This window comes from Vibrio phycocola (assembly GCF_054404255.1).
In genome coordinates this window covers 158,417-178,556 of record NZ_JBTAMQ010000009.1, presented here as the reverse complement: position 1 = coordinate 178,556, position 20,140 = coordinate 158,417, and the positions used below count along the sequence as shown (strand labels likewise).

Sequence of the window (20,140 nt, the reverse complement as noted above, 5' to 3'; positions counted from 1 at the left end):
ACAGTGACAAGTTGTTTCCCTTATTAACTCATTTAATGAACTAACCAACTTGAACGCGTATCATAACGCAAAAATGTGTAATGTGATGATTTGCTCACCTTGTGGGATAACTAAAGTGTGTCATTTTATGAGCTTGTTCTGAATCCTGCATTTAGAGGTCACTTGGGTATATAAGTTCCATATATTATTGGTGAGTATCGCGAAGGCTAAAATTGTTACAACCCAAGTAAAGTTATGTAATCTAATTCGCAAGGCAAACGGTTTGCGGTACACTCAATGCAGACAAATTTGGAGGTGAACGTGTTTCCTATTCTATTACTCGCATTTATTGCTGTCCCGATTATTGAGATTGCGTTGTTTATTCAGGTCGGTGGCTTTCTTGGTTTATGGCCGACGATTGCGTTAGTTCTTATTACCGCGTTTGCTGGTGCATCATTAGTTCGAAGCCAAGGCTTAATGACACTTATGTCTGTTCAACAGCGCATGCAGCAAGGCGAATTACCCGCTCAACAAATCTTGGAAGGGGTAATGTTAGCAGTGGCTGGCGTGTTATTGTTAACACCAGGATTTATGACTGATTTGGCGGGAATGTTGGTTCTGCTTCCTGTTCCACGTGCCCACATTGCAAAATACTTAATGACAAAAATGGTAGTGAGAACGAATTTCCAATCCGGCTTTCAATCTCATAGAACTTCAGGCTTTGAGCAAAATGCAGGCGGTAACACCTTTGATGGAGAGTACGAGCGCAAAAATGACGACGATGATGATCCTCAACATCGCCTCAAATAGATCCCTACTACAACCCTGAAATAAAATAATGGTTCGTTAAAGCGAACCATTAAAATCGAATTGTCTCCACGCTTCATACGCAATAATTGCCACCGCATTAGAGAGATTTAAACTCCTCGCATCGGCCATCATCGGAATCCGAATTCGCTGTTCCATCGGCAAACTTTCAATCACATCTGCTGGAAGCCCTCGAGTCTCAGGGCCAAATAACAACACATCTCCTTGTTGGAAACGTGCATCGACATGATGACCTGTGGTTTTTGTAGTGCAGGCAAAGAGACGATAGTCTTGTTCCCGCTGCTCTAAATGCTCGATAAATGCTTGATAGTTTGCGTGGCGAGTGACGCGTGCTAAATCGTGATAATCCAAGCCAGCTCTACGCACCTTCTTCTCTGTTAAATCAAACCCTAACGGTTCAATTAGATGGAGGTTCGCGCCGCAATTCGCGCATAAGCGGATAATATTTCCGGTATTTGGGGCAATTTCTGGCTCATATAAAGCGATATCAAACATGGGCATTAATGTCTATTGAAGAAAGATTAGAGCGAAGTATAAAGGTGCCAACCTGTTGAGCACAAGTTGGCACTGAATTACTCGGGTTTTATTGGAAGCGTCATGGTGACTTTCAAGCCGCCAAGGTGACTGCGATTGGCCGTGATTGTTCCACTATGTTGACGGACAGCGCTTTCGGTTATCGTAAGCCCTAGCCCCGTTCCACCACTGTGGCGATCTCGAGCGGTAGAGACGCGGTAAAATGGACGAAATATCTGGTCAAGTTCCGTCTCGGGAACGCCTTCACCATTGTCATCAACAGATATCTGAATCGTGTTCTCTTTTGCCTCAAGATTAACCACGATTTGATCTTTCCCATAATAGATAGCGTTGCGAACAATATTCTCAACCGCGCTCATTAACAATTTTGGCGTGCCTGAGATAATGCGATCTGGAACAGGTGAGAAGCTAAGTTTCTTGTTTCTTTGCTCGGCTTCAAATTCTGCATCTTCTAACATCTCTTGCCATAAACTGCCAAGTGGTTGTTCTTCTCGAACACTATGACTGTTTACTTGCATTCGTGAAAGCTCGAGTAGCTCGCCAATCATCTGCTCGAGGCGTTGTGCTTCGGTATCAATGCGTTCTAGCTCAGATGATTCACCCGTTTTACGTTTTGCTAACCCATTGGCCATGCGTAAGCGAGTAAGAGGGGATCTCAGTTCATGAGAAATATCAGAGAGTAGGCGCTGTTGTCCCGAAATCATGCCATTTACCGCCTCAACCATTTGATTGAAACTGCGTCCAGCCTGACGAAACTCATTAGGACCTTGCTCGAGTTTTTCATCTACTTGGAACTCACCTTGAGCTACTCGTTGTGCAGCACTAGCCAGTCGTTTCGCTGGTTGACTTAAGGCCCACGAAAGCCAAAGTAGAAAAGGAGTACTCACGAGCATCATTGTCAGAAATAAGCTAATTGGATGATCGAATAATCCAATCAACAATACCGATGGTTCATTCCCTCTTGCACTTGAGTAAAGGGTTAATGGTTGACCTGCTAGGTTTAATTTAACTGGACCCGTTATTTGGTACTTTCCATACTGTCGTTCTTGAGGATGGTTAACATCATCGATACTAGTGATAAAGTTGCGAATAAAACGCAGTTTGAAGTCATTATTATCGACGCTATTTATGATCTGCCCATGTTCGTTGGCTAAATAGAGTACGACTCTTGGTCGGTCTTTGTCTTTTGGTCTTTCATCATTATTGTGGCGTTTTTGCAGTGATAGGTTGAGTTGATCTGTAATGGTGGATAAATTCTCCCCTTTAAAGCGCTCCTCAAGTCTGTATTTGATCGACTCTAACCGCTCAATTTTATGTTGAGCGAGTGGGCGAGATTTACGAGGGTCGAGATGAGTAAAGTAGATAGCAGAAACTAAAACAATACAAATCGTGAGCCAGAAGATCGCGAAAATACGTCCATTAAGACTGTTGAGCCTCGACATAATTGTCATTAGTCCTCCAAAATCATCATATAACCACGGCCACGCAGAGTTTTGATTCTAGGTTTACCATCAGCGCGTTCAGGGAGTTTTTTTCGCAGGTTCGATACATGCATATCGATGGCTCGGTCAAAAGCCGCTAAACGTTTTCCCAAAACATCCAGACTGAGCGCCTCTTTCGTTAGGGTTTCCCCCGGGTTTTTAACAAAGTGGCTAAGCAGTGCAAATTCGGTTGTGGTGAGGTCCAGAAGTTCGCCATTAAAATAGGCTTCTTGTTTACCAGGATGAAGCTTTATCTCTTGATATTCGAAAGTATCCGATGGCTTCGTTGTTCCAAGAGCTTGAGAGCGACGCAGTATTGCTCGAATTCTTGCCATGAGCTCACGATCACTAAACGGCTTAGGTAGATAATCGTCCGCTCCAAGTTCTAACCCAATGACTCGGTCAATCTCTTCTCCTTTTGCTGTGAGCATCAGGACGGGAACGTGGGAAAACTCACGCAGGCGTTTTAATGTTTCCATTCCATTTAGTTTCGGCATCATGACATCGAGTAGAATCAGATCAATGCTCTCGTTGAAAGCGGCTAATCCAGCTTCACCGTCATTCGCTTCCGTTACCTCGAAGCCTTCAAAAGAGAGGACTTCTTTTAATAACGAAGTGAGTTCGATGTCATCATCTATAAGTAATATATTCGGCATTGACTCGCTCCTAGTGTTTCTTTATGCCCTTAGTTTACGCATAAACCGAATGTGAAACTGACCTTTTTTCTGCTCTTTACGAAAGTTTACGATGGCTATACGTTGCTTGACTCAGTGTTATGTATTCTAAGTCCATACGCTAATCAATAACGATAACGTGCAAACAGAATACATAATGACAATTGAGGAATTCAAAATGAAAAAGATGACAAAAGTAATCCTAGGCGCAACAGTTCTTCCTATTCTACTTAGCACTACTGCGGTAATGGCAAAAGGTGGAGGTAAAGAAGGGCGTGATGATAACTGCAGACATGGTTCCGAGAAGTCATTAATGAAAAAGCTTGATTTGACATCTGAACAACAAGCAAAAATGGACGAGCTTCGTAAAGCGGGCCGTGACAATATGGCAAAAGATCGCAATGAACGACAAGCTGAGATGCAAGCAATGCGTGCGCAAGAGAAGCAAATCGTAATGGCGGCGGACTTTGATGAAGCTGCTGCCCAAGAGCTTGCTAAAAAAATGGTAGATGACCAAGCTGAAAAACGAGTTGAACAGTTGAAAAAACGTTTTGAAATGATGAGTATTTTAACGCCCGAACAGAAAGAAAAACTTGTAGAGCTGCAACAAGATCAGATGGGCAGCTGCGATATGGACGGTAAAAAAGGCGGACATAAACATAAAGGTAATAAAGGTTCAAACTAACGTTGAATCCCGAATGTAAGAAGTGACCGATATTAAGCAGCCCGAGTGGCTGCTTTTTGTTTTTATTGAGCTTGATCAATGAGTTAATTTAATTCGTTTTTTTTACCAATTAATTGATGAAGTTGTGCTGTAGATCTTTCTATAATGGTTCGAAATATAAAAGGAATTCAAAAATGAATCAGAATGAATACGGTCGTTTGGTGACATTGGCGGCATGGACAGCCACGGTGGTTGCCTCTTTGCTATTGATTATAAAAGTAGTGGCTTGGTGGTTTACAGGGTCAGTAAGTATGCTCGCTTCTTTAGTTGACTCTATGCTTGATATCGCCGCATCAGTGGTCAATTTAATTGTCGTACGCTATTCATTACAACCTGCTGATCGTGAGCATGCTTTTGGACATGGTAAGGCAGAGTCTATCGCCGCGTTAGCTCAAGCTATGTTTATTTCTGGTTCCGCCGTTTTCTTGATGTTGAATGGTGTTGAACGATTTTTTCGCCCCCAGGAGTTAACCTCACCTGAGTTCGGTGTTGGCGTAAGTATGATTGCCATACTTTTGACTGGTGGGTTAGTTATATTTCAAAAGAAGGTCGTTAAACAAACCGGTAGTCAGGCGATAGCTGCAGACTCTTTGCATTACCAGACTGACCTCTATATGAATGCAGCTATCATGGTTGCACTTTGTTTAAGCTGGGTAGGAATTGGTCAAGCTGATGCGGTTTTTGCCATGGGGATTGGTATTTATATCCTCTATAGCGCTTATGATATGGCTAAAGAAGCGGTTAATGTACTGCTTGATAAAAAACTGCCAGATGAGGAGATAGCGGAGATTCGTCAAATTTGCTTATCCGTAGATAAAGTTCTTGGTGTTCATGATTTAAGAACTCGATTATCAGGCCCTGTTCGGTTTATTCAAATGCATTTAGAGCTCGACGACGATATGCCGTTAATTGAAGCGCATGATATTTCCGAAGAAGTAGAAAATTTACTCCTAGAACGCTTCCCAAGTTCTGATGTCTTGGTGCATCACGACCCTTATTCAGTTATTTTGGGCCCCGAAAGAGCTGTTGAACTTAATGAGCCAAAAGCTTAATTAAGTTCTGCTCATTGTCTTTTTTATCAGAAATAGCCCCGATTTCTGATATGAATCAACAAAAACCTACTATAATATTGCCATACTTCGTTCCAAATTGAGAACTTATTCATCGATGCGAAATAAGAGTGGAAATTCTGCTCTAGCAAGGTAACATACGCGAATGAACAGGATAGTTCTCCACTCGTTTGCAACCAACGAGTAGATAAAAAATTATTATTTTTTTTGGGTTTCCCAAAATCGAGGGTGAGCATGATTAAGAAAATCGGGATATTAACCAGCGGCGGCGATGCTCCTGGAATGAATGCTGCGGTACGTGGTGTCGTACGTACCGCACTAAGTCAGGACCTGGAAGTCTATGGCGTTTACGATGGTTATTTGGGACTTTACGAAGATCGCATTGAGAAGCTCGATCGTTCTAGTGTATCTGACATCATTAACCGTGGCGGTACGTTCCTTGGTTCAGCGCGTTTTCCTGAATTTAAAGAAGAATCCATTCGCCAAGTCGCAATCGAAAACTTACAAAAACATGGCATCGAAGCGCTTGTTGTTGTAGGTGGTGATGGGTCTTACATGGGAGCTAAAAAGCTAACAGAAATGGGCTATCCATGTATCGGATTACCGGGCACGATTGATAACGACATTGCCGGAACTGATTATACAATTGGTTACTTAACAGCATTAAATACAGTTATTGATGCTATTGATCGTCTACGCGATACATCATCTTCTCACCAGCGTATTTCAATTGTTGAGATCATGGGGCGTCATTGTGGTGACCTGACTTTGATGGCAGCTATTGCGGGTGGGTGTGAGTATGTGATTACCCCAGAAACCGGCCTTGATATGGATGAGTTAATTTCAAATATCCAAGACGGTATCGCAAAAGGTAAGAAGCACGCCATCATTGCGTTAACCGAACTAATGATGGATTCGACTGAATTGGCGGATGCGATTGAAAAAGCAACTGGCCGAGAGACTCGTGCTACGGTTCTAGGGCATATTCAACGTGGTGGTCGCCCAACGGCATTTGACCGTGTACTTGCTTCCCGTATGGGTAATTACGCTGTCGACCTTTTGCTTGCTGGTGAAGGTGGTCGTTGCGTGGGAATTCAAAAAGATGAATTGGTTCACCACGATATTATTGATGCGATCGAGCATATGAGACGCCCTATACGTCACGACCTATTCAAAGTCGCGGAAGACTTGTTTTAATCTTCTTGTTCTATATAGAAGAAAGAATCTGATATTAAAAAGACCGCTTTTTAGCGGTCTTTTTTAATTAGAGTTTAAATCGGCCATTACTCAGAGAATGATTTCGCGCTCTTCACTGTCTTTACGATCTAGATAATGAATCGATTTAACACGGCGAATGGTACGGCAGCGTCCTCGAATCAGCAGTGTTTCTGTTGTCGCGATATTGCCTTTACGTGTTATTCCTTCCAGTAAATCACCTTTGGTAATACCGGTGGCAGAAAAGATAACATTGTCACTGCTTACCATATCTTCCATATGCAGTACTTTTCTTGCTTCAACTCCCATTTCGGCACAGCGCTGAAGTTCAAGTTCACCGTGCTTACGGTTTTCGGCATTATCTTCTTTAACTTCATGGCGAGGAAGTAAGCGACCTTGCATATCGCCATCCAGTGCACGGATAACTGCGGCTGAAATAACTCCTTCAGGTGCGCCACCAATGCAATACATCATGTCGACTTCACTGTCGGGCATACAGGTTAAAATCGACGCGGCAACATCACCGTCTGGCACTGCGAAGACTCTTACACCCATCTCTTGCATTGCAGCAATGGTTTCATCGTGACGCGGTTTGGCTAATGTAATGACAACCAGTTCTTGGAGTGATTTCCCGAGAGCTTGAGCTACCGTTGTTAGGTTCTCGGTAAGTGGTTTCTCTAGGTCGATACAGCCTTTTGCTCCAGGACCAACCACCAACTTTTCCATGTACATATCGGGTGCTTTTAGAAAACTGCCTTTTTCCGCAGCGGCAAGAACAGCTAAGGCATTTGACTGTCCCATCGCGGTCATACGAGTTCCTTCAATTGGGTCAACCGCAATATCGACAGCATCACCACCTAGTCCGACTTTTTCGCCGATAAAGAGCATTGGTGCATCGTCAATTTCACCTTCGCCGATGACGATTTCGCCTTCGATTTCGGTCTTGTTAAGTAGACTACGCATTACTTCGACTGCGGCACCATCGGCGGCGTTTTTATCACCACGGCCTAACCATTTGTATCCAGCTAATGCTGCGCCTTCGGTGACGCGTGAAAAGGACATCGCTAAATCGCGCTTCATGTTGACTCCAATAAACCTAAACGTTGTGGCAAATTTTAGCATAACACGAGTTAATCGTCGGTGAATTTGTCCGCGTACAATTGTATTTAATCAAAGATCTATGGAATAAAAGGGAGAGCAAACAGTAGGTAGGTCAACATCGTGTAAAATACGTTGAATTTTTAAGCGAATGGTATCATTTTTTCAATATAGCGCGTGTGTCTCGTGCGTTGGCTGAGTAGAATGAGGCGATTGAGTGAAAATGCGTTCACATTGATGAATTAGAAAAAGGGAATAAGCATGTCTTTTGAAGTGTTAGAAAAACTAGAAGCAAAAATTCAAACTGCTGTAGATACGATTGCATTGCTTCAGATGGAAGTTGAAGAACTAAAAGAAGCAAAGCAAACATTGCAAACTGAAGCGGCAGAGTTAAATTCTGGCCGTGCAGCGCTAGAGCAGAAAGTTCAACAAGTTGAGCAAGAGCATGCTCAGTGGCAAGAGCGCATTCGCACACTACTTGGCAAAATGGATGACGTAGAATAATCGTCGTACTATTTTGAACAGCTGTGACTGTAAAACAAAGGCCGATGAATAGATTCATCGGCCTTTGTTTTTATATAAGTGCTGTTGTCTGAGCGTTTATGCGCCTTGTGGGCGAACACCTAGAGTATGACATAGGGCATAGGTCATCTCTGCACGGTTTAATGTGTAGAAGTGGAAATCTTTAACCCCTTCACGTGATAGGACACGAATCATATCAATCGCTTGACTCGCACCAACTAATTGACGAGTTAATGGATCGTCATCCAAGCCTTCAAACTGTTTTGCCATCCAGCTTGGTACTTTTACTTGGTTCTGTGCTGCAAAACTTGAGGCTTGTTTAAAGTTAGTCACCGGTAAGATGCCTGGCACGATCTCAACATCAATGCCTGCAGTGACACAACGATCTCTAAAACGTAGATAGCTTTCTACGTCAAAGAAAAACTGAGTAATCGCACGGTTTGCTCCTGCATCAACCTTGCGCTTTAAGTTAAATAGATCCGCTTGAGCACTTTTCGCTTCTGGGTGAACTTCAGGGAATGCAGCAACCGAAATATCGAAATCATGTTTCGCTTTAAGCAGTTCAACTAAATCTGAAGCATACATATCAGGTTTGCCGCCACCCGGTGGAATATCACCACGCAGAGCAACAATACTTTCAATACCGTTATTCCAGTAATCATCTGCAATTTGAATTAATTCATCACGTGAGGCATCGATGCAGGTTAAATGAGGTGCAGCGACTAAGCCGGTTTGATCTTTAATTTCTTTGATGATGGAGTGAGTACGATTACGCTCACCAGAGTTGGCACCATAAGTCACAGAAACGAATTCTGGCTTCAGTGTTTTTAGACGGTGGACAGAGTTCCACAATGTCTCTTCCATTTGCTCAGAGCTTGGTGGAAAAAACTCAAATGACACATTAATGTCTGATACTTCGGTGATATTTCGGTTTAAAGCATCAATGTGACTTGCGTGTGAATATACCATGTCGATTCTCCGGTTGGGTGCACTCACCCTGCGTTATACGTGTATTGTCTAACTCATGCATATATTTAGACGTCTATATGTCCAAAGAATGTCTTGAAATGAATTTAATGTCAATAATCAAAACATGAATTATATTCATGATAGAAATGAGCATTTTTCACATGAGCGACAGCTTCTCCAATACAGCGCTAAACTAGCACTGTATTGGAAGTTGAAAGGATTATAATAGACTTGCTAAGCGATTGATATCTGATTGAATTGCGCCTGCTGTTACGTCTCTTCCTGCTCCTGGACCTTGGATAATTAATGGATTGTCTTTATACCATTTACTTTCAATCGCAAAGATATTATCACAAGGCAAAAGGTTGGCGAGAGCATGCTCTTGCGGCAAGGCTTCGATCCCTACAGTTGCTTCTCCTGTTTTCTCTAGCCGAGCAACATAGCGCAATACTTGACCTTCTTGCTGTGCTTCTTCTAATCGTGATGATAGCTGCTGATCAAGTATCTCAGCATTATCTAAGAAGTCATCTAAGGATAAAGAGCGCAACTCGTCCGGTACTAAAGACTCAACGCTTACCGATTCAGGCTCAATATTGAGTCCAGACTCACGAGTAAGGATTACTAATTTACGCATCACATCGGAACCATCGAGGTCATTACGAGGGTCTGGTTCGGTTAATCCCTGTTGCCACGCCAGTTCAACCAATTGGCTAAATGGAATAGAACCATCGTATTGCTGGAATAACCAAGATAATGTTCCAGAGAAAATACCAGAAAGCGCAACGATGCTATCTCCACTTTCGCGCAAATCACGTAACGTATGATTAATTGGAAGCCCTGCACCAACTGTTGCGTTGTAGAACCAGTGACGGCCAATTTTTTCAAATGCCTCTTTTACGTGGTAGTAGTTTTCACTCGATGCTGAACCTGCGATTTTATTGGCTGAAATCAGATGGATTCCTTGTTCTGCTATCTGAGCATAGTGCGCGGACAACTCTTTGCTTGCCGTGACATCGAGAACAATGACTTCGTCGTAACCTTTGATACTCCCCAAACGCTGAAGCCATTCTAAGCCATTATGTGCGATAGAATGTTCGGCAAAACTGGCAATGGCTTTTGCAGCATCAATTCCTGTGTGATCGAACCAATAGCCTTTGCTTGCAGATACGGCGACCAGTTCGAAATTCATACCGTGACGTTTTTCAAGCTCTTGTTTTTGTTGTGAGAACAACGCCAACCAATTTGAGCCAATGTTCCCTTTTCCACACAGTGCGAGAGCGACTCGCTTTTGCGCTTGAAATAATTGAGCGTGAATTGATTTGACCAGTGGTGCAAGGTCAGTTCGACGCATGATCGCGACTAAACTAAACCCAGATTCTGCAAAGAACTCTATCGGGGCAGTGTTGAGTTGCTGATAGAAGCCAAAACAATGATTTGGATTTTTGGTTACCCCAGCGCCTACTGCTGCGATCATGGTATAGCCTTCACGCAGAATTGTTTCAGCTTCGATCGCGATATCTTGTAAATAATGAAGAGCTTCAGCTGCAATCTCGGCAGTATAAGCCAAACGTAAGCGAGATTGGTCGACTTGACACTCCATAGCTAAAGGCATTAGCTGGGCACGTTTCAGTTGCTCGATAACATTGTGTTTTAAGCGTTCAAAGTCGTGACCGTGTGGAAATGCTAGATCGATGATCATCACCTCTTTTAGTGAAGTAATGATTTTTGCGCCACGTCCGGAGGCCAATACGCGTTCGATATGAGTCGATCCGGATTCAGGTGAGTAGCTGCAACGTAAATGGAGGTCAATTGCGCTTTGGGAGACTGGCTGCAATGTACGGCTGTGAAGAACTGGAGCCGCGAGTCGTGCTAATTCACTTGCTTCGTCAAGGCGCAACAAAGGTAGTAAGCATGCGTCATCGACAATGCGAGGGTCTGCACTATAGACACCCGCGACATCACTCCAGATCGTGACTCGGTCAACCTCAGCAAGGGCTCCAATAATAGTAGCTGAATAGTCAGAACCATTACGTCCTAATAATACCGTAGTGCCGAGTTCGTCTTGGGCAATGAAACCGGTAAAAATGATGCGCTGATGTGCGTGTTGAACCAGAATCTCTTTGAGCAATGGATATGACTTGGCGCGATCCACTTCTGGTTGAGCGACATTAGGTGCGCGTAAGAAGTTGCGTGAATCTTGGGCGCACGCTGGCATCTCTTGTTGATTCAGTAGTGCTGCCAATAAACGAGATGACCAAACTTCACCATGAGCAAGGACGGTCGCGCGCTCAAATGGCGTAGACGCGTCTATAAGGCTGTATAGTGCATCGATTTCATCAAGCAATTGCGCCGTTAATTTCGGCGCATGCTCTTGGTCAAGCAAGTCGTTGATCAGATCTAATTGGAACTTTTTTACACCGTTCAGTTGTTGGTGCGCTTCTTCATTGTCTGAGGAAACAAGCTCTACAAATTTAATCAATTGATTGGTGGTTTTTCCTGCAGCAGATACGACGATTAAATCGTGACTTTTTGAGTGTTCTTTTAGCAAGGTTGCCACTCGGCGATAACAGTCTGGATCGGCCAAACTGCTGCCGCCAAATTTGTGCAAATGACGTGCAGAAAGCATTAACGGTTCTCCTCGACCACGGCAAAGGCTCGATCGAGATCGGCAATCAAATCGTCAGCGTCTTCTAAACCAATGGACAAACGCAACAGTTGAAGAGATACCCCCGCCGTTGCAAGCGCTTCTTCGCCCATTGCTCGGTGTGTCATTGTTGCTGGATGACAAATCAAGCTTTCAACACCGCCAAGTGATTCAGCGAGAGAGAAAAGCTTAAGTTCGCCAACGAATTGTTGTAACTCTTCATAACTTCCACCAAATTCAAAGCTCAACATTGAGCCAAATCCTGCTTGCTGTTTTTTTGCGATCTCGTGACCTGGATGATCGGGTAAGCTCGGGTGATAAATTTCGCTAATTTGTGGCTGCTCGAGTAAATAGCTGAGTACTTTAGCCGCGCCTTCTTCATGGCTGCGCATTCTTGAACCAAGGGTGCGCACGCCACGTAGTGTCATGTAGCTGTCAAATGGTGTTCCGGTTGAACCTAAGCAATTTCCCCACCATGCAAGATCTTCGGCATCTTGCTTCGATTTACAAATGACAACCCCACCAATGACATCAGAGTGACCATTAATGAATTTGGACGTGGAATGAATAACAAAATCGGCACCGAGTGAAAGTGGTTGTTGAAAAATCGGTGATAAAAACGTGTTATCAACCGCAACTAATGCACCAACGGCTTTTGCTTGCTTGCAAATTTTCTCTATATCAACGACACGAAGCAGTGGATTCGATGGTGTTTCTAATAGGACGAGTTTTGGCTGTTTCGCCATGGCGTCTGCTACGGCTTGATCATCACATTGGTCGACAAATTCAACCTTGAAATCCCCTTTGTTCGCACGAGAATTGAATAAGCGGTAGGTGCCACCATAACAATCATGAGGTGCGACAATAAGATCGCCAGGACTTAGAAATGCTGAGGCCCATAAGTTGATTGCCGAGGTTCCACAATTGGTGACAATCGCGCCTTCTCCACCTTCTAGATCGGCTAAAGCTGTTTCCAATAAGCCACGATTAGGGTTGCCCGAACGAGTATAATCATATTTAGGCACTTCACCGAATGCAGGAAAACCATAATTGGTTGTGAGATAAATCGGTGGGACAACCGCATGATATTGCGAATCGGATTCGATGCCAGTGCGAACCGCAATTGTCGCGGGCTTACGAGGTGCCATAATAATTCCTTCCTTTTGACATGAGAACGTCACCGCCGAGGTGGCGGGTTGAGGGCAATATTTTACCTTTTCTGATCACAAGTTGCAGTGGCATTAAAGATAAATTTTTATACCGTTTAACGATTGCTTGGATCGACTGTTTATCAAAACGGTACTTATGGCTATTTTAATAACAATCAATTCGGACGTCAACACTTCTAGACGTCTGTATGTCTTTGCTTATAGCAGTAAGAAACGCTAGAATTAACCTCAATTTTTGAATCAGAATTATTGGCAAAGAGGGTGTGGTATGGCCGAGTGGAATGGAGACTATATTAGTCCATACGCTGAACATGGTAAAAAGAATGAGCAAGTAAAGAAGATTACGGTTTCTATCCCTTTGAAAGTACTCAAAGTATTGACCGATGAACGTACTCGCCGCCAAGTAAATAACTTGCGTCATGCGACCAACAGTGAACTATTGTGCGAAGCTTTCCTTCATGCTTATACCGGGCAACCTCTACCAACCGACGAGGATTTGCGTAAAGATCGCCCCGATGATATACCTGTTGAAGCAAAAGCTTTAATGACTGAAATGGGCATTTCGTTTGAAGCGTACGACGAAGAGTTCTGATTCAATAAAGCCTGAAATTTAAAACCACATTTTTTAAAACACCCAAGCTATCGATGTTATGGGTGTTTTTTATTGTGTATTTAATTATTGTGAACTTAATTTTTGATACAACCGCTCAGTAAGTGCTTTTAATTCCAATGCCTCTTCTATTGGCATATTAATCTGGCAAGCCAATTCTTTGGGAACACTTGCGGCCTGTTGCTGTAAGCTCCTACCATTTTTTGATACTTTCAATATCGTTTGTCTCGAGTCTTGCTCGGACTTTACTTTTTCAATCAAAAGTTTGGTTTCTAATCGTTTTATGATTGGCGTGAGAGTTCCAGCATCTAGGCGAGTACGTTCCACTAGGCGTTTAATGATGACACCATCCTCCTCCCACAATGCCAGCATAACGAGATACTGCGGGTAGGTGAGATCCAATTTGTCTAACAAAGGGCGATATGCTCGGATCAATGCATTGTTCGCAGAGTAAAGCGAATGGCAAATTTGGTTATCGAGTTTTAACTCTTTTGGCGTGTTCATGAAGTGTCCTATTGTTTAGCTGAAACTATTTTGTGCGCAAAGCATTGACATGTCAAACTACAAAGCGCATTATTTTGTGCACAAAGTAATTATTTATTAGAGATACCGATGAAAGGGAACAAAATCATGACTACTATTCTGATCGTCATTGCCGCATTTATTGCCATAAATTTTGGTCGAATTTACTATCAAAATAATCAAACTCCTGAATTAGGTGTCAAAAATGGTCAATTTACACCGCTAAGTAGCAAGCCGAATAATGTCTCAACTCAAGCTGAAACCGAAGACAAAAAAGTGGCACCACTCCCGGTAAAAGCGTCGACAAGTGCGACGATGGAAGCCTTAAAACAGGCGGTAAGCGAATATGGTAAAGCGGAGATTGAAGAAGAAAGTGACACTTACCTGTATGTTATTTTTACTACCGATCTGATGAAGTATCGTGACGATGTTGAGTTTTGGATTGATGAAGCAAACGGTGTTGTGCATTTTCGTTCTGCAAGCCGAGCAGGGTATTCAGATATGGGCTTAAACCGTAAACGTTATGAAGCGCTCGCCGCACTGTACGCAGAAAAATAAGCGAAAGGCACGACTGAATTTCATTGGTTTAATTTAATCGAAACAAATTAAACCAATGGCTTTTGTCCCTATTCATAATCAAGTAAACTGCGCGAGTTGCCTTGCTCGTTTGGTTTTTTACACACTTCCTCTCGGGTTGCTTACCACTTAGCTCGAAATTCGAGGAATTCATGTCCGACACCACCGAAAAACGTCTCAATAAATACATCAGCGAAACCGGAATTTGTTCTCGTCGTGAGGCCGACCGTCTGATTGCCGATGGTAAAGTGAAGGTGAATGGTTTGGTGGCAGAAATGGGACTAAAAGTAACCGATGCGGATGATGTTGTCGTCAATGGCAAACCATTAAGAGCCAAACGCAAACCAATTTACATTGCCTTGAATAAACCTGTTGGCATTACCTGTACCACTGAGCGTGATGTTCAAGGAAATATCGTCGATTTTGTTCGGCACCGCGAGCGTATTTTTCCTATTGGCCGTTTAGATAAACCTTCCGATGGTTTGATTTTTCTGACTAATGACGGTGATATCGTTAATAAAATCCTTCGCGCGGGGAATCAGCATGAGAAAGAGTATGTAGTACGAGTAGACAAGCCGATTACTCAGGACTTTATTCGAAAAATGAGTGAAGGCGTTGCGATTCTTGATACTGTGACCTTGCCATGTAAGGTCACTCAGGAAGGTAAATTTTCGTTTCGTATTGTGTTAACACAGGGTTTAAACCGCCAGATTCGCCGGATGTGTGAAACGTTAGGGTATGATGTGTTTAAGCTTCGCCGAGTGCGAATTATGAACATTACCTTAGACGGTATTCCCAATGGAAAATGGCGTTACCTTAGTGAACAGGAAGTGACGCAAATTCTGGCGATGTGCGAAAACTCAAGTGGTACTGAAGAAGCCTCTCAAGTTGAAAGTCAAACCACGACTCGCCCTGTTGCTAAAGCAAAACCAAAGCCTAATCGCCGCGTAAATTCAGAGGCGCCATTTGGACGAAGTGGGAAATCACAAGGCCGTGGCGCTAGTGGTAAAAAAACATCTCATTCGAAGCGCGATGACACCACTTCAGGGCGCGGACGAAAACCAAACACCAGCAAGCCAAGTGTAAAAGGCACGCTAAAGTTGAAGAAATAAAAAATGCCGACACAATGTCGGCATTTTATTACGCATAAGATTAAACAAAGAGGTTTGTTTAGTCTTCCATATAGTTTTCAGGCATCCCAATACGAGCAACACCAGAATCAACCGCCGCTTGAGCAACCGCTTTCGATACTCGTGAAAGCAAGCGAGGGTCCATTGGTTTTGGAATAATGTAGTCAGGTCCAAATTCCAACTTATCGACACCTGCTGCGGCAAGCACTTCTGCTGGTACCGGTTCTTTGGCAATACTACGAATTGCTTCAACTGCCGCAAGCTTCATTTCTGTATTGATCTCTTTGGCACGAACATCAAGCGCACCGCGGAAAATGAATGGGAAGCAAAGGACGTTGTTTACTTGGTTCGGATAGTCGGAGCGACCTGTGCCCATAATCAAATCTTTGCGGGCGGTGTGCGCCAGCTCTGGCTTGATTTCTGGATCAGGGTTGGAACAGGCAAAGACCACAGGGTTTGGTGCCATCAACTTTAATTCTTCTACAGAAATCAGGTTTGGTCCCGATACGCCGAGGAATAAGTCAGCATTGGTAATCGCATCTTCCAACGTGCGTTTGTCGGTATTATTGGCAAACTGTGCCTTATATTCATTGAGTTCTTCACGGCGAGTATGAATCACACCTTTGCGATCGAGCATGTAGATTTTTTCACGCATTGCGCCACATTTAATCAGTAGCTCCATACATGCGGTTGCAGCGGCACCAGCACCAAGGCAGACAATGATACAGTCTTTTAGGTCTTTACCTTGTAGTTCGATCGCGTTAAGCATTCCTGCTGCTGTAATAATTGCAGTACCGTGTTGGTCGTCATGGAAGACTGGTACATCACAACGATTAATTAATTGACGTTCAATTTCAAAACATTCAGGGGCTTTGATGTCTTCTAGGTTGATACCACCGAAAGTATCTGCGATGTTGGCAACCGTATCGATAAATTCATCAATCGTACGGTGCTTAACTTCAATATCAATAGAGTCAATGTTGGCAAAGCGTTTAAATAATAGAGCTTTACCTTCCATTACTGGCTTCGATGCCATTGGCCCTAAATTACCTAAACCAAGTATTGCTGTCCCGTTTGAAATGACCGCGACAGTGTTGCCCTTTGCTGTATATTTAAAGACGTTATCTGGGTTCTGTGCTATTTCACGCACGGGTTCCGCGACACCTGGGCTGTATGCTAGTGACAAATCGCTTGCCGAATCGGCTGGCGTTGTCAGCGCTATTTCAATTTTGCCCGGTGTTGGCTGGGCATGATAATCGAGGGCTTGTTGGCGAAAGGCTTCTTCCGCTGATAGTTCTTGGTTTTGGTCTTCGGACATGTGTGTGGGTCCTAATTATTCGGTATGAGGTTATGGTGTTTTTTCCAGCAGCTATTTTAATGGATGTTGATCCATCTTCATAGCAAGGAAAAGAGCTGCAGCAATAAAAATAGTCCAAAAACTGAATAAACTGTAAACAAAAAGGAAAACAAAGAGTTCTATAGAGCTAAGGCTGCAAGCAGAAACTAAAAAGGACGCCAATATAGCGTCCTTTGCATTCACATTTTAGAAGTTATTACTTCTTGCTTGATAAGTTACCAAAGCGTTTAGTGAAGCGATCAACACGGCCGCCTGTATCAACGATACGTTGCTTACCAGTGTAGAATGGGTGACATTTGTCACATACGTCTAGGTGAAGAGAATCTTTCGCCATAGATGATTTAAAAGTGAACGCGTTGCCGCAAGAGCAAGTTGCGCTTACTTCTTTGTATTCTGGGTGGATTCCAGCTTTCATAGGATAACCTCAATATTAGGCCGTGTCGCCATCCGAGTCTTTGCCGGACACCACACGTAGAGTTAAATTGCGTAACCCAAGGTTGTCATTTTGGTAAACAGACCTTGAGGCGCGCTATACTAATGAAAAGTGTCGGATGGATCAACTTCTTTTGCTGTTATTTTCACCATATTAACGGCTCGAAATTAGGAAACTCATCGTTTAGACTATCTATTCATTTATTATTCCGAAATCTTTCTTTATGCGCCCGAATATTGCACGTGTTGCGTTACCTGTTCCACTTGATAAGCAATTTGATTATATCGTTCCAAGCCATTGCTTTCCCGTGGTTGGAGGGCGTGTTTCCGTTCCTTTTGGGCGGCAAACATTGGTTGGTATTGTTGTCGAGTTTGTTGCTGAATCGGAATTAGCGTTAGAGCAACTCAAGCCGATTAAAACCGTGATCGACAACGAACCCTTGTGGCGTGATCAACTCTACTCCTTAATTAATTGGTGTAGCCAGTTCTACCATTATCCGCTCGGTGATACCTTTGCGATCGCGATGCCAGCGGCGTTAAGAAAAGGAAAATCCGCTTCTGTCGCCCCAATGATTGAATGGTCGTTAACCGAGTCGGGGCGCAACAAACTGATGCAGGGGCTTGGTCGAGCAGTGAAGCAAGCCAGAGTGCTTTCTATGTTGCAATCGGGTCCAGTTGTGCAGGATCTTTTCATTGAGGAAGAGATAAACCGCACGTTCTTGACTTCATTAGAAGATAAAGGTTGGATTGAACAGCACAGCAAGATGCCGTTGCGTGGTCAATGGGCAACAGAGTTTGAGAACCAAACCGATAAACCCGATCTCAATCAAGAGCAAGTTGTCGCGATTGCGACAGTAAACAGTTTTTCATCTTTTGCTTGTGCGCTGATCGATGGGGTGACCGGATCAGGAAAGACCGAAGTATATTTAAATCTGATTACGCCGGTACTCGAACGTGGGGAGCAAGCTTTAGTATTAGTGCCAGAAATTGGGTTAACGCCACAGACCATTAACCGTTTTAAGCGCCGCTTTAATGTACCGATAGAAGTCATTCACTCTGGATTGAATGATACCGAACGATTAAATGCATGGTTAGCGGCGCGAGATGGCCATGCTGGCATTGTTATAGGTACTCGCTCGGCTCTATTTGCACCATTTCGCCAGCTCGGCATTATTATTGTGGATGAAGAGCATGACACGTCATATAAACAGCAGGATTCATTGCGTTATCATGCTCGTGATGTGGCAGTGATGCGTGCACACCTTGAAGATATTCCGATTGTGCTTGGATCTGCAACGCCCGCGTTAGAGACCTTACATAACGCAAATAACGGAAAGTATCACCACCTGAAGTTGACTCAAAGAGCAGGGCTGGCGGTTCCAACCACGAATCGAGTCCTAGATATTAAGGGGCTTTATTTAGAAGGTGGGTTGTCGGCACCATTAATGGCAGAGATGAGACGTCACTTAAGTGCAGGAAACCAAGTGCTCCTGTTTCTCAATCGTCGAGGCTTTTCCCCTGCATTAATGTGTCACGAATGTGGATGGATCTCTGAATGTAAACGATGTGATGCTTATTACACTTATCATCAGTTTAGTAATGAGCTTAGGTGTCATCATTGTGGGTCACAGCGCCCAGTTTCTCGGCAGTGTCAAGATTGTGGTTCCACCAATATGGTGACGGTTGGCGTAGGGACAGAGCAATTAGAAAAACAACTTGAAAGCTTGTTTCCTGAATATAAAACCCTGCGCATCGACCGCGATAGTACTCGGAGAAAAGGGAGCTTAGAAAGCGCATTATCTTCAATTCACAGTGGCGAGTATAATATTCTGATCGGCACGCAAATGTTGGCGAAAGGGCATCACTTTCCAGATGTGACACTTGTGGCTTTACTTGATGTCGATAGTGCACTCTTTAGTAGCGATTTTCGTTCTCCAGAGCGTTTAGCTCAACTATTTATTCAAGTCGCGGGACGCGCTGGACGAGCCAGTAAACCAGGCGAGGTTATCTTACAAACTCACCACCCAGATAACCCTTTGTTGCGCTCTCTCGTTGATCAAGACTATCAACATTTTGCACAATCAGCGTTAAATGATCGAAAAATGGCATGGCAACCACCGTTTACGTTTTTGACGTTAATTCGCGCTGAGTCGAATAATTCGACTAATGTTGAAGATTTTTTGCGTCAAGTTCGGCAAACCTTAGAAGTTCATCCGCTGTTTGATGACTCATGCATGGTATTAGGACCAATTCCAGCTCCTCTCGCAAAAAGAGCGGGGAAGTATCGTTGGCATCTTTTACTACAAACTCACGCAAGATCGAAAATGCAGCGTCTATTAGCCAGTGCAAAACCTGCTATTCAATTGTTACCACTTGCGCCAAAAGTTAAATGGTCTTTAGATATAGAACCACTAGATATGTCGTAAGGTCGTGAGATTAGAACGAGCATTTAAGGTCAATATCGTCAGTTAAAGGTGATTAACATCACATTTTATAGGGTTTTGATGTTCACTATTTACTCTTTTTCGACTGGTAATACGCTTATTGATAAAACTAATGCTACTTGTCGTGAGCGAGTTCACGTTTATAATGCAAGTTTTGTTAAT

19 protein-coding genes are annotated in these 20,140 nt (G+C 43.5%); 9 read left to right on the top strand and 10 right to left on the bottom strand.

Translation table 11 applies throughout. The annotated features are described in order from the left end of the window. The first annotated feature begins 300 nt into the window (after nt 1-300). The gene (locus ACXJY6_RS13765) at nt 301-789 is read left to right on the top strand and encodes an FxsA family protein (RefSeq protein ID WP_458768690.1); all 489 of its coding nucleotides are present in this window, start codon (nt 301-303) and stop codon (nt 787-789) included. Nucleotides 790-825: 36 nt separating this feature from the next. On the opposite strand, the gene trmL is transcribed toward ACXJY6_RS13765, so the two are convergent. The 3 genes from trmL to ACXJY6_RS13750 form a co-directional block, all read right to left on the bottom strand. Next, nucleotides 826-1,302 (bottom strand): tRNA (uridine(34)/cytosine(34)/5-carboxymethylaminomethyluridine(34)-2'-O)-methyltransferase TrmL, encoded by a 477-nt coding sequence (gene trmL / locus ACXJY6_RS13760; RefSeq protein WP_458768689.1) that lies wholly within the window; start codon nt 1,300-1,302, stop codon nt 826-828. Nucleotides 1,303-1,379: 77 nt separating this feature from the next. Beyond that, nucleotides 1,380-2,792 (bottom strand): envelope stress sensor histidine kinase CpxA, encoded by a 1,413-nt coding sequence (gene cpxA / locus ACXJY6_RS13755; RefSeq protein ID WP_458768668.1) that lies wholly within the window; start codon nt 2,790-2,792, stop codon nt 1,380-1,382. Continuing rightward, nucleotides 2,792-3,478: a response regulator gene (locus tag ACXJY6_RS13750; RefSeq protein WP_456051592.1), complete on the bottom strand. Its 687-nt coding sequence runs from the start codon at nt 3,476-3,478 to the stop codon at nt 2,792-2,794. The genes cpxA and ACXJY6_RS13750 overlap by 1 nt, the downstream gene beginning before the upstream one ends. A gap of 196 nt (nt 3,479-3,674) precedes the next feature. Here ACXJY6_RS13750 and ACXJY6_RS13745 point away from each other — a divergent pair, with 196 nt between their 5' ends. The 3 genes from ACXJY6_RS13745 to pfkA all read left to right on the top strand — a co-directional run bounded on the left by ACXJY6_RS13745 (nt 3,675) and on the right by pfkA (nt 6,487). Further along, nucleotides 3,675-4,181 (top strand): CpxP family protein, encoded by a 507-nt coding sequence (locus ACXJY6_RS13745; protein WP_458768667.1) that lies wholly within the window; start codon nt 3,675-3,677, stop codon nt 4,179-4,181. Between the two features lie 173 nt (nt 4,182-4,354). Further along, nucleotides 4,355-5,272 carry a CDF family cation-efflux transporter FieF gene (gene fieF, locus ACXJY6_RS13740; RefSeq protein WP_456051594.1) on the top strand — a complete coding sequence of 306 codons (918 nt, stop codon included), beginning with the start codon at nt 4,355-4,357 and terminating at the stop codon, nt 5,270-5,272. 252 nt (nt 5,273-5,524) lie between these two features. Further along, the gene (pfkA, locus tag ACXJY6_RS13735) at nt 5,525-6,487 is read left to right on the top strand and encodes a 6-phosphofructokinase (RefSeq protein WP_458768666.1); all 963 of its coding nucleotides are present in this window, start codon (nt 5,525-5,527) and stop codon (nt 6,485-6,487) included. Nucleotides 6,488-6,577: 90 nt separating this feature from the next. On the opposite strand, the gene glpX is transcribed toward pfkA, so the two are convergent. Beyond that, nucleotides 6,578-7,585: a class II fructose-bisphosphatase gene (gene glpX, locus ACXJY6_RS13730; RefSeq protein ID WP_458768665.1), complete on the bottom strand. Its 1,008-nt coding sequence runs from the start codon at nt 7,583-7,585 to the stop codon at nt 6,578-6,580. Between the two features lie 279 nt (nt 7,586-7,864). Here glpX and zapB point away from each other — a divergent pair, with 279 nt between their 5' ends. Next, complete coding sequence (gene zapB, locus ACXJY6_RS13725; RefSeq protein WP_456051597.1) at nt 7,865-8,107, top strand: cell division protein ZapB; 243 nt, start codon at nt 7,865-7,867, stop codon at nt 8,105-8,107. A gap of 96 nt (nt 8,108-8,203) precedes the next feature. On the opposite strand, the gene metF is transcribed toward zapB, so the two are convergent. The 3 genes from metF to ACXJY6_RS13710 form a co-directional block, all read right to left on the bottom strand. Then, nucleotides 8,204-9,094: a methylenetetrahydrofolate reductase gene (metF, locus tag ACXJY6_RS13720; protein ID WP_456051598.1), complete on the bottom strand. Its 891-nt coding sequence runs from the start codon at nt 9,092-9,094 to the stop codon at nt 8,204-8,206. Nucleotides 9,095-9,314: 220 nt separating this feature from the next. Beyond that, nucleotides 9,315-11,720, bottom strand: coding sequence for a bifunctional aspartate kinase/homoserine dehydrogenase II (locus ACXJY6_RS13715; RefSeq protein WP_458768664.1), 2,406 nt, complete (start codon nt 11,718-11,720; stop codon nt 9,315-9,317). Further along, the gene (locus ACXJY6_RS13710) at nt 11,720-12,886 is read right to left on the bottom strand and encodes an O-succinylhomoserine (thiol)-lyase (protein ID WP_456051600.1); all 1,167 of its coding nucleotides are present in this window, start codon (nt 12,884-12,886) and stop codon (nt 11,720-11,722) included. The genes ACXJY6_RS13715 and ACXJY6_RS13710 overlap by 1 nt, the downstream gene beginning before the upstream one ends. 289 nt (nt 12,887-13,175) lie before the next feature. Here ACXJY6_RS13710 and metJ point away from each other — a divergent pair, with 289 nt between their 5' ends. Continuing rightward, the gene (gene metJ / locus ACXJY6_RS13705) at nt 13,176-13,499 is read left to right on the top strand and encodes a met regulon transcriptional regulator MetJ (RefSeq protein WP_456051601.1); all 324 of its coding nucleotides are present in this window, start codon (nt 13,176-13,178) and stop codon (nt 13,497-13,499) included. 84 nt (nt 13,500-13,583) lie between these two features. Here the strand turns inward: metJ and ACXJY6_RS13700 are convergent, their stop codons facing one another. Further along, complete coding sequence (locus tag ACXJY6_RS13700) at nt 13,584-14,021, bottom strand: MarR family winged helix-turn-helix transcriptional regulator (RefSeq protein WP_456051602.1); 438 nt, start codon at nt 14,019-14,021, stop codon at nt 13,584-13,586. Nucleotides 14,022-14,147: 126 nt separating this feature from the next. Here ACXJY6_RS13700 and ACXJY6_RS13695 point away from each other — a divergent pair, with 126 nt between their 5' ends. Beyond that, a complete protein-coding gene (locus ACXJY6_RS13695; protein ID WP_458768663.1) occupies nt 14,148-14,597 on the top strand; it encodes a DUF1499 domain-containing protein in 450 nt (149 codons plus the stop codon). Nucleotides 14,598-14,767: 170 nt separating this feature from the next. Continuing rightward, nucleotides 14,768-15,727, top strand: coding sequence for a 23S rRNA pseudouridine(2604) synthase RluF (gene rluF, locus ACXJY6_RS13690; protein ID WP_458768662.1), 960 nt, complete (start codon nt 14,768-14,770; stop codon nt 15,725-15,727). Between the two features lie 58 nt (nt 15,728-15,785). Here rluF and ACXJY6_RS13685 read toward each other — a convergent pair whose 3' ends face one another. Both ACXJY6_RS13685 and rpmE read right to left on the bottom strand, forming a co-directional pair. After that, nucleotides 15,786-17,063, bottom strand: coding sequence for a malic enzyme-like NAD(P)-binding protein (locus ACXJY6_RS13685; RefSeq protein WP_458768661.1), 1,278 nt, complete (start codon nt 17,061-17,063; stop codon nt 15,786-15,788). A 235-nt stretch (nt 17,064-17,298) separates the two neighbouring features. Then, nucleotides 17,299-17,517, bottom strand: coding sequence for a 50S ribosomal protein L31 (rpmE, locus tag ACXJY6_RS13680; protein WP_456051606.1), 219 nt, complete (start codon nt 17,515-17,517; stop codon nt 17,299-17,301). Between the two features lie 241 nt (nt 17,518-17,758). Between rpmE and priA the strand changes: the two genes are divergently transcribed. Then, nucleotides 17,759-19,960 (top strand): primosomal protein N', encoded by a 2,202-nt coding sequence (gene priA / locus ACXJY6_RS13675; RefSeq protein ID WP_458768660.1) that lies wholly within the window; start codon nt 17,759-17,761, stop codon nt 19,958-19,960. The last annotated feature ends 180 nt before the right edge of the window (nt 19,961-20,140 follow it).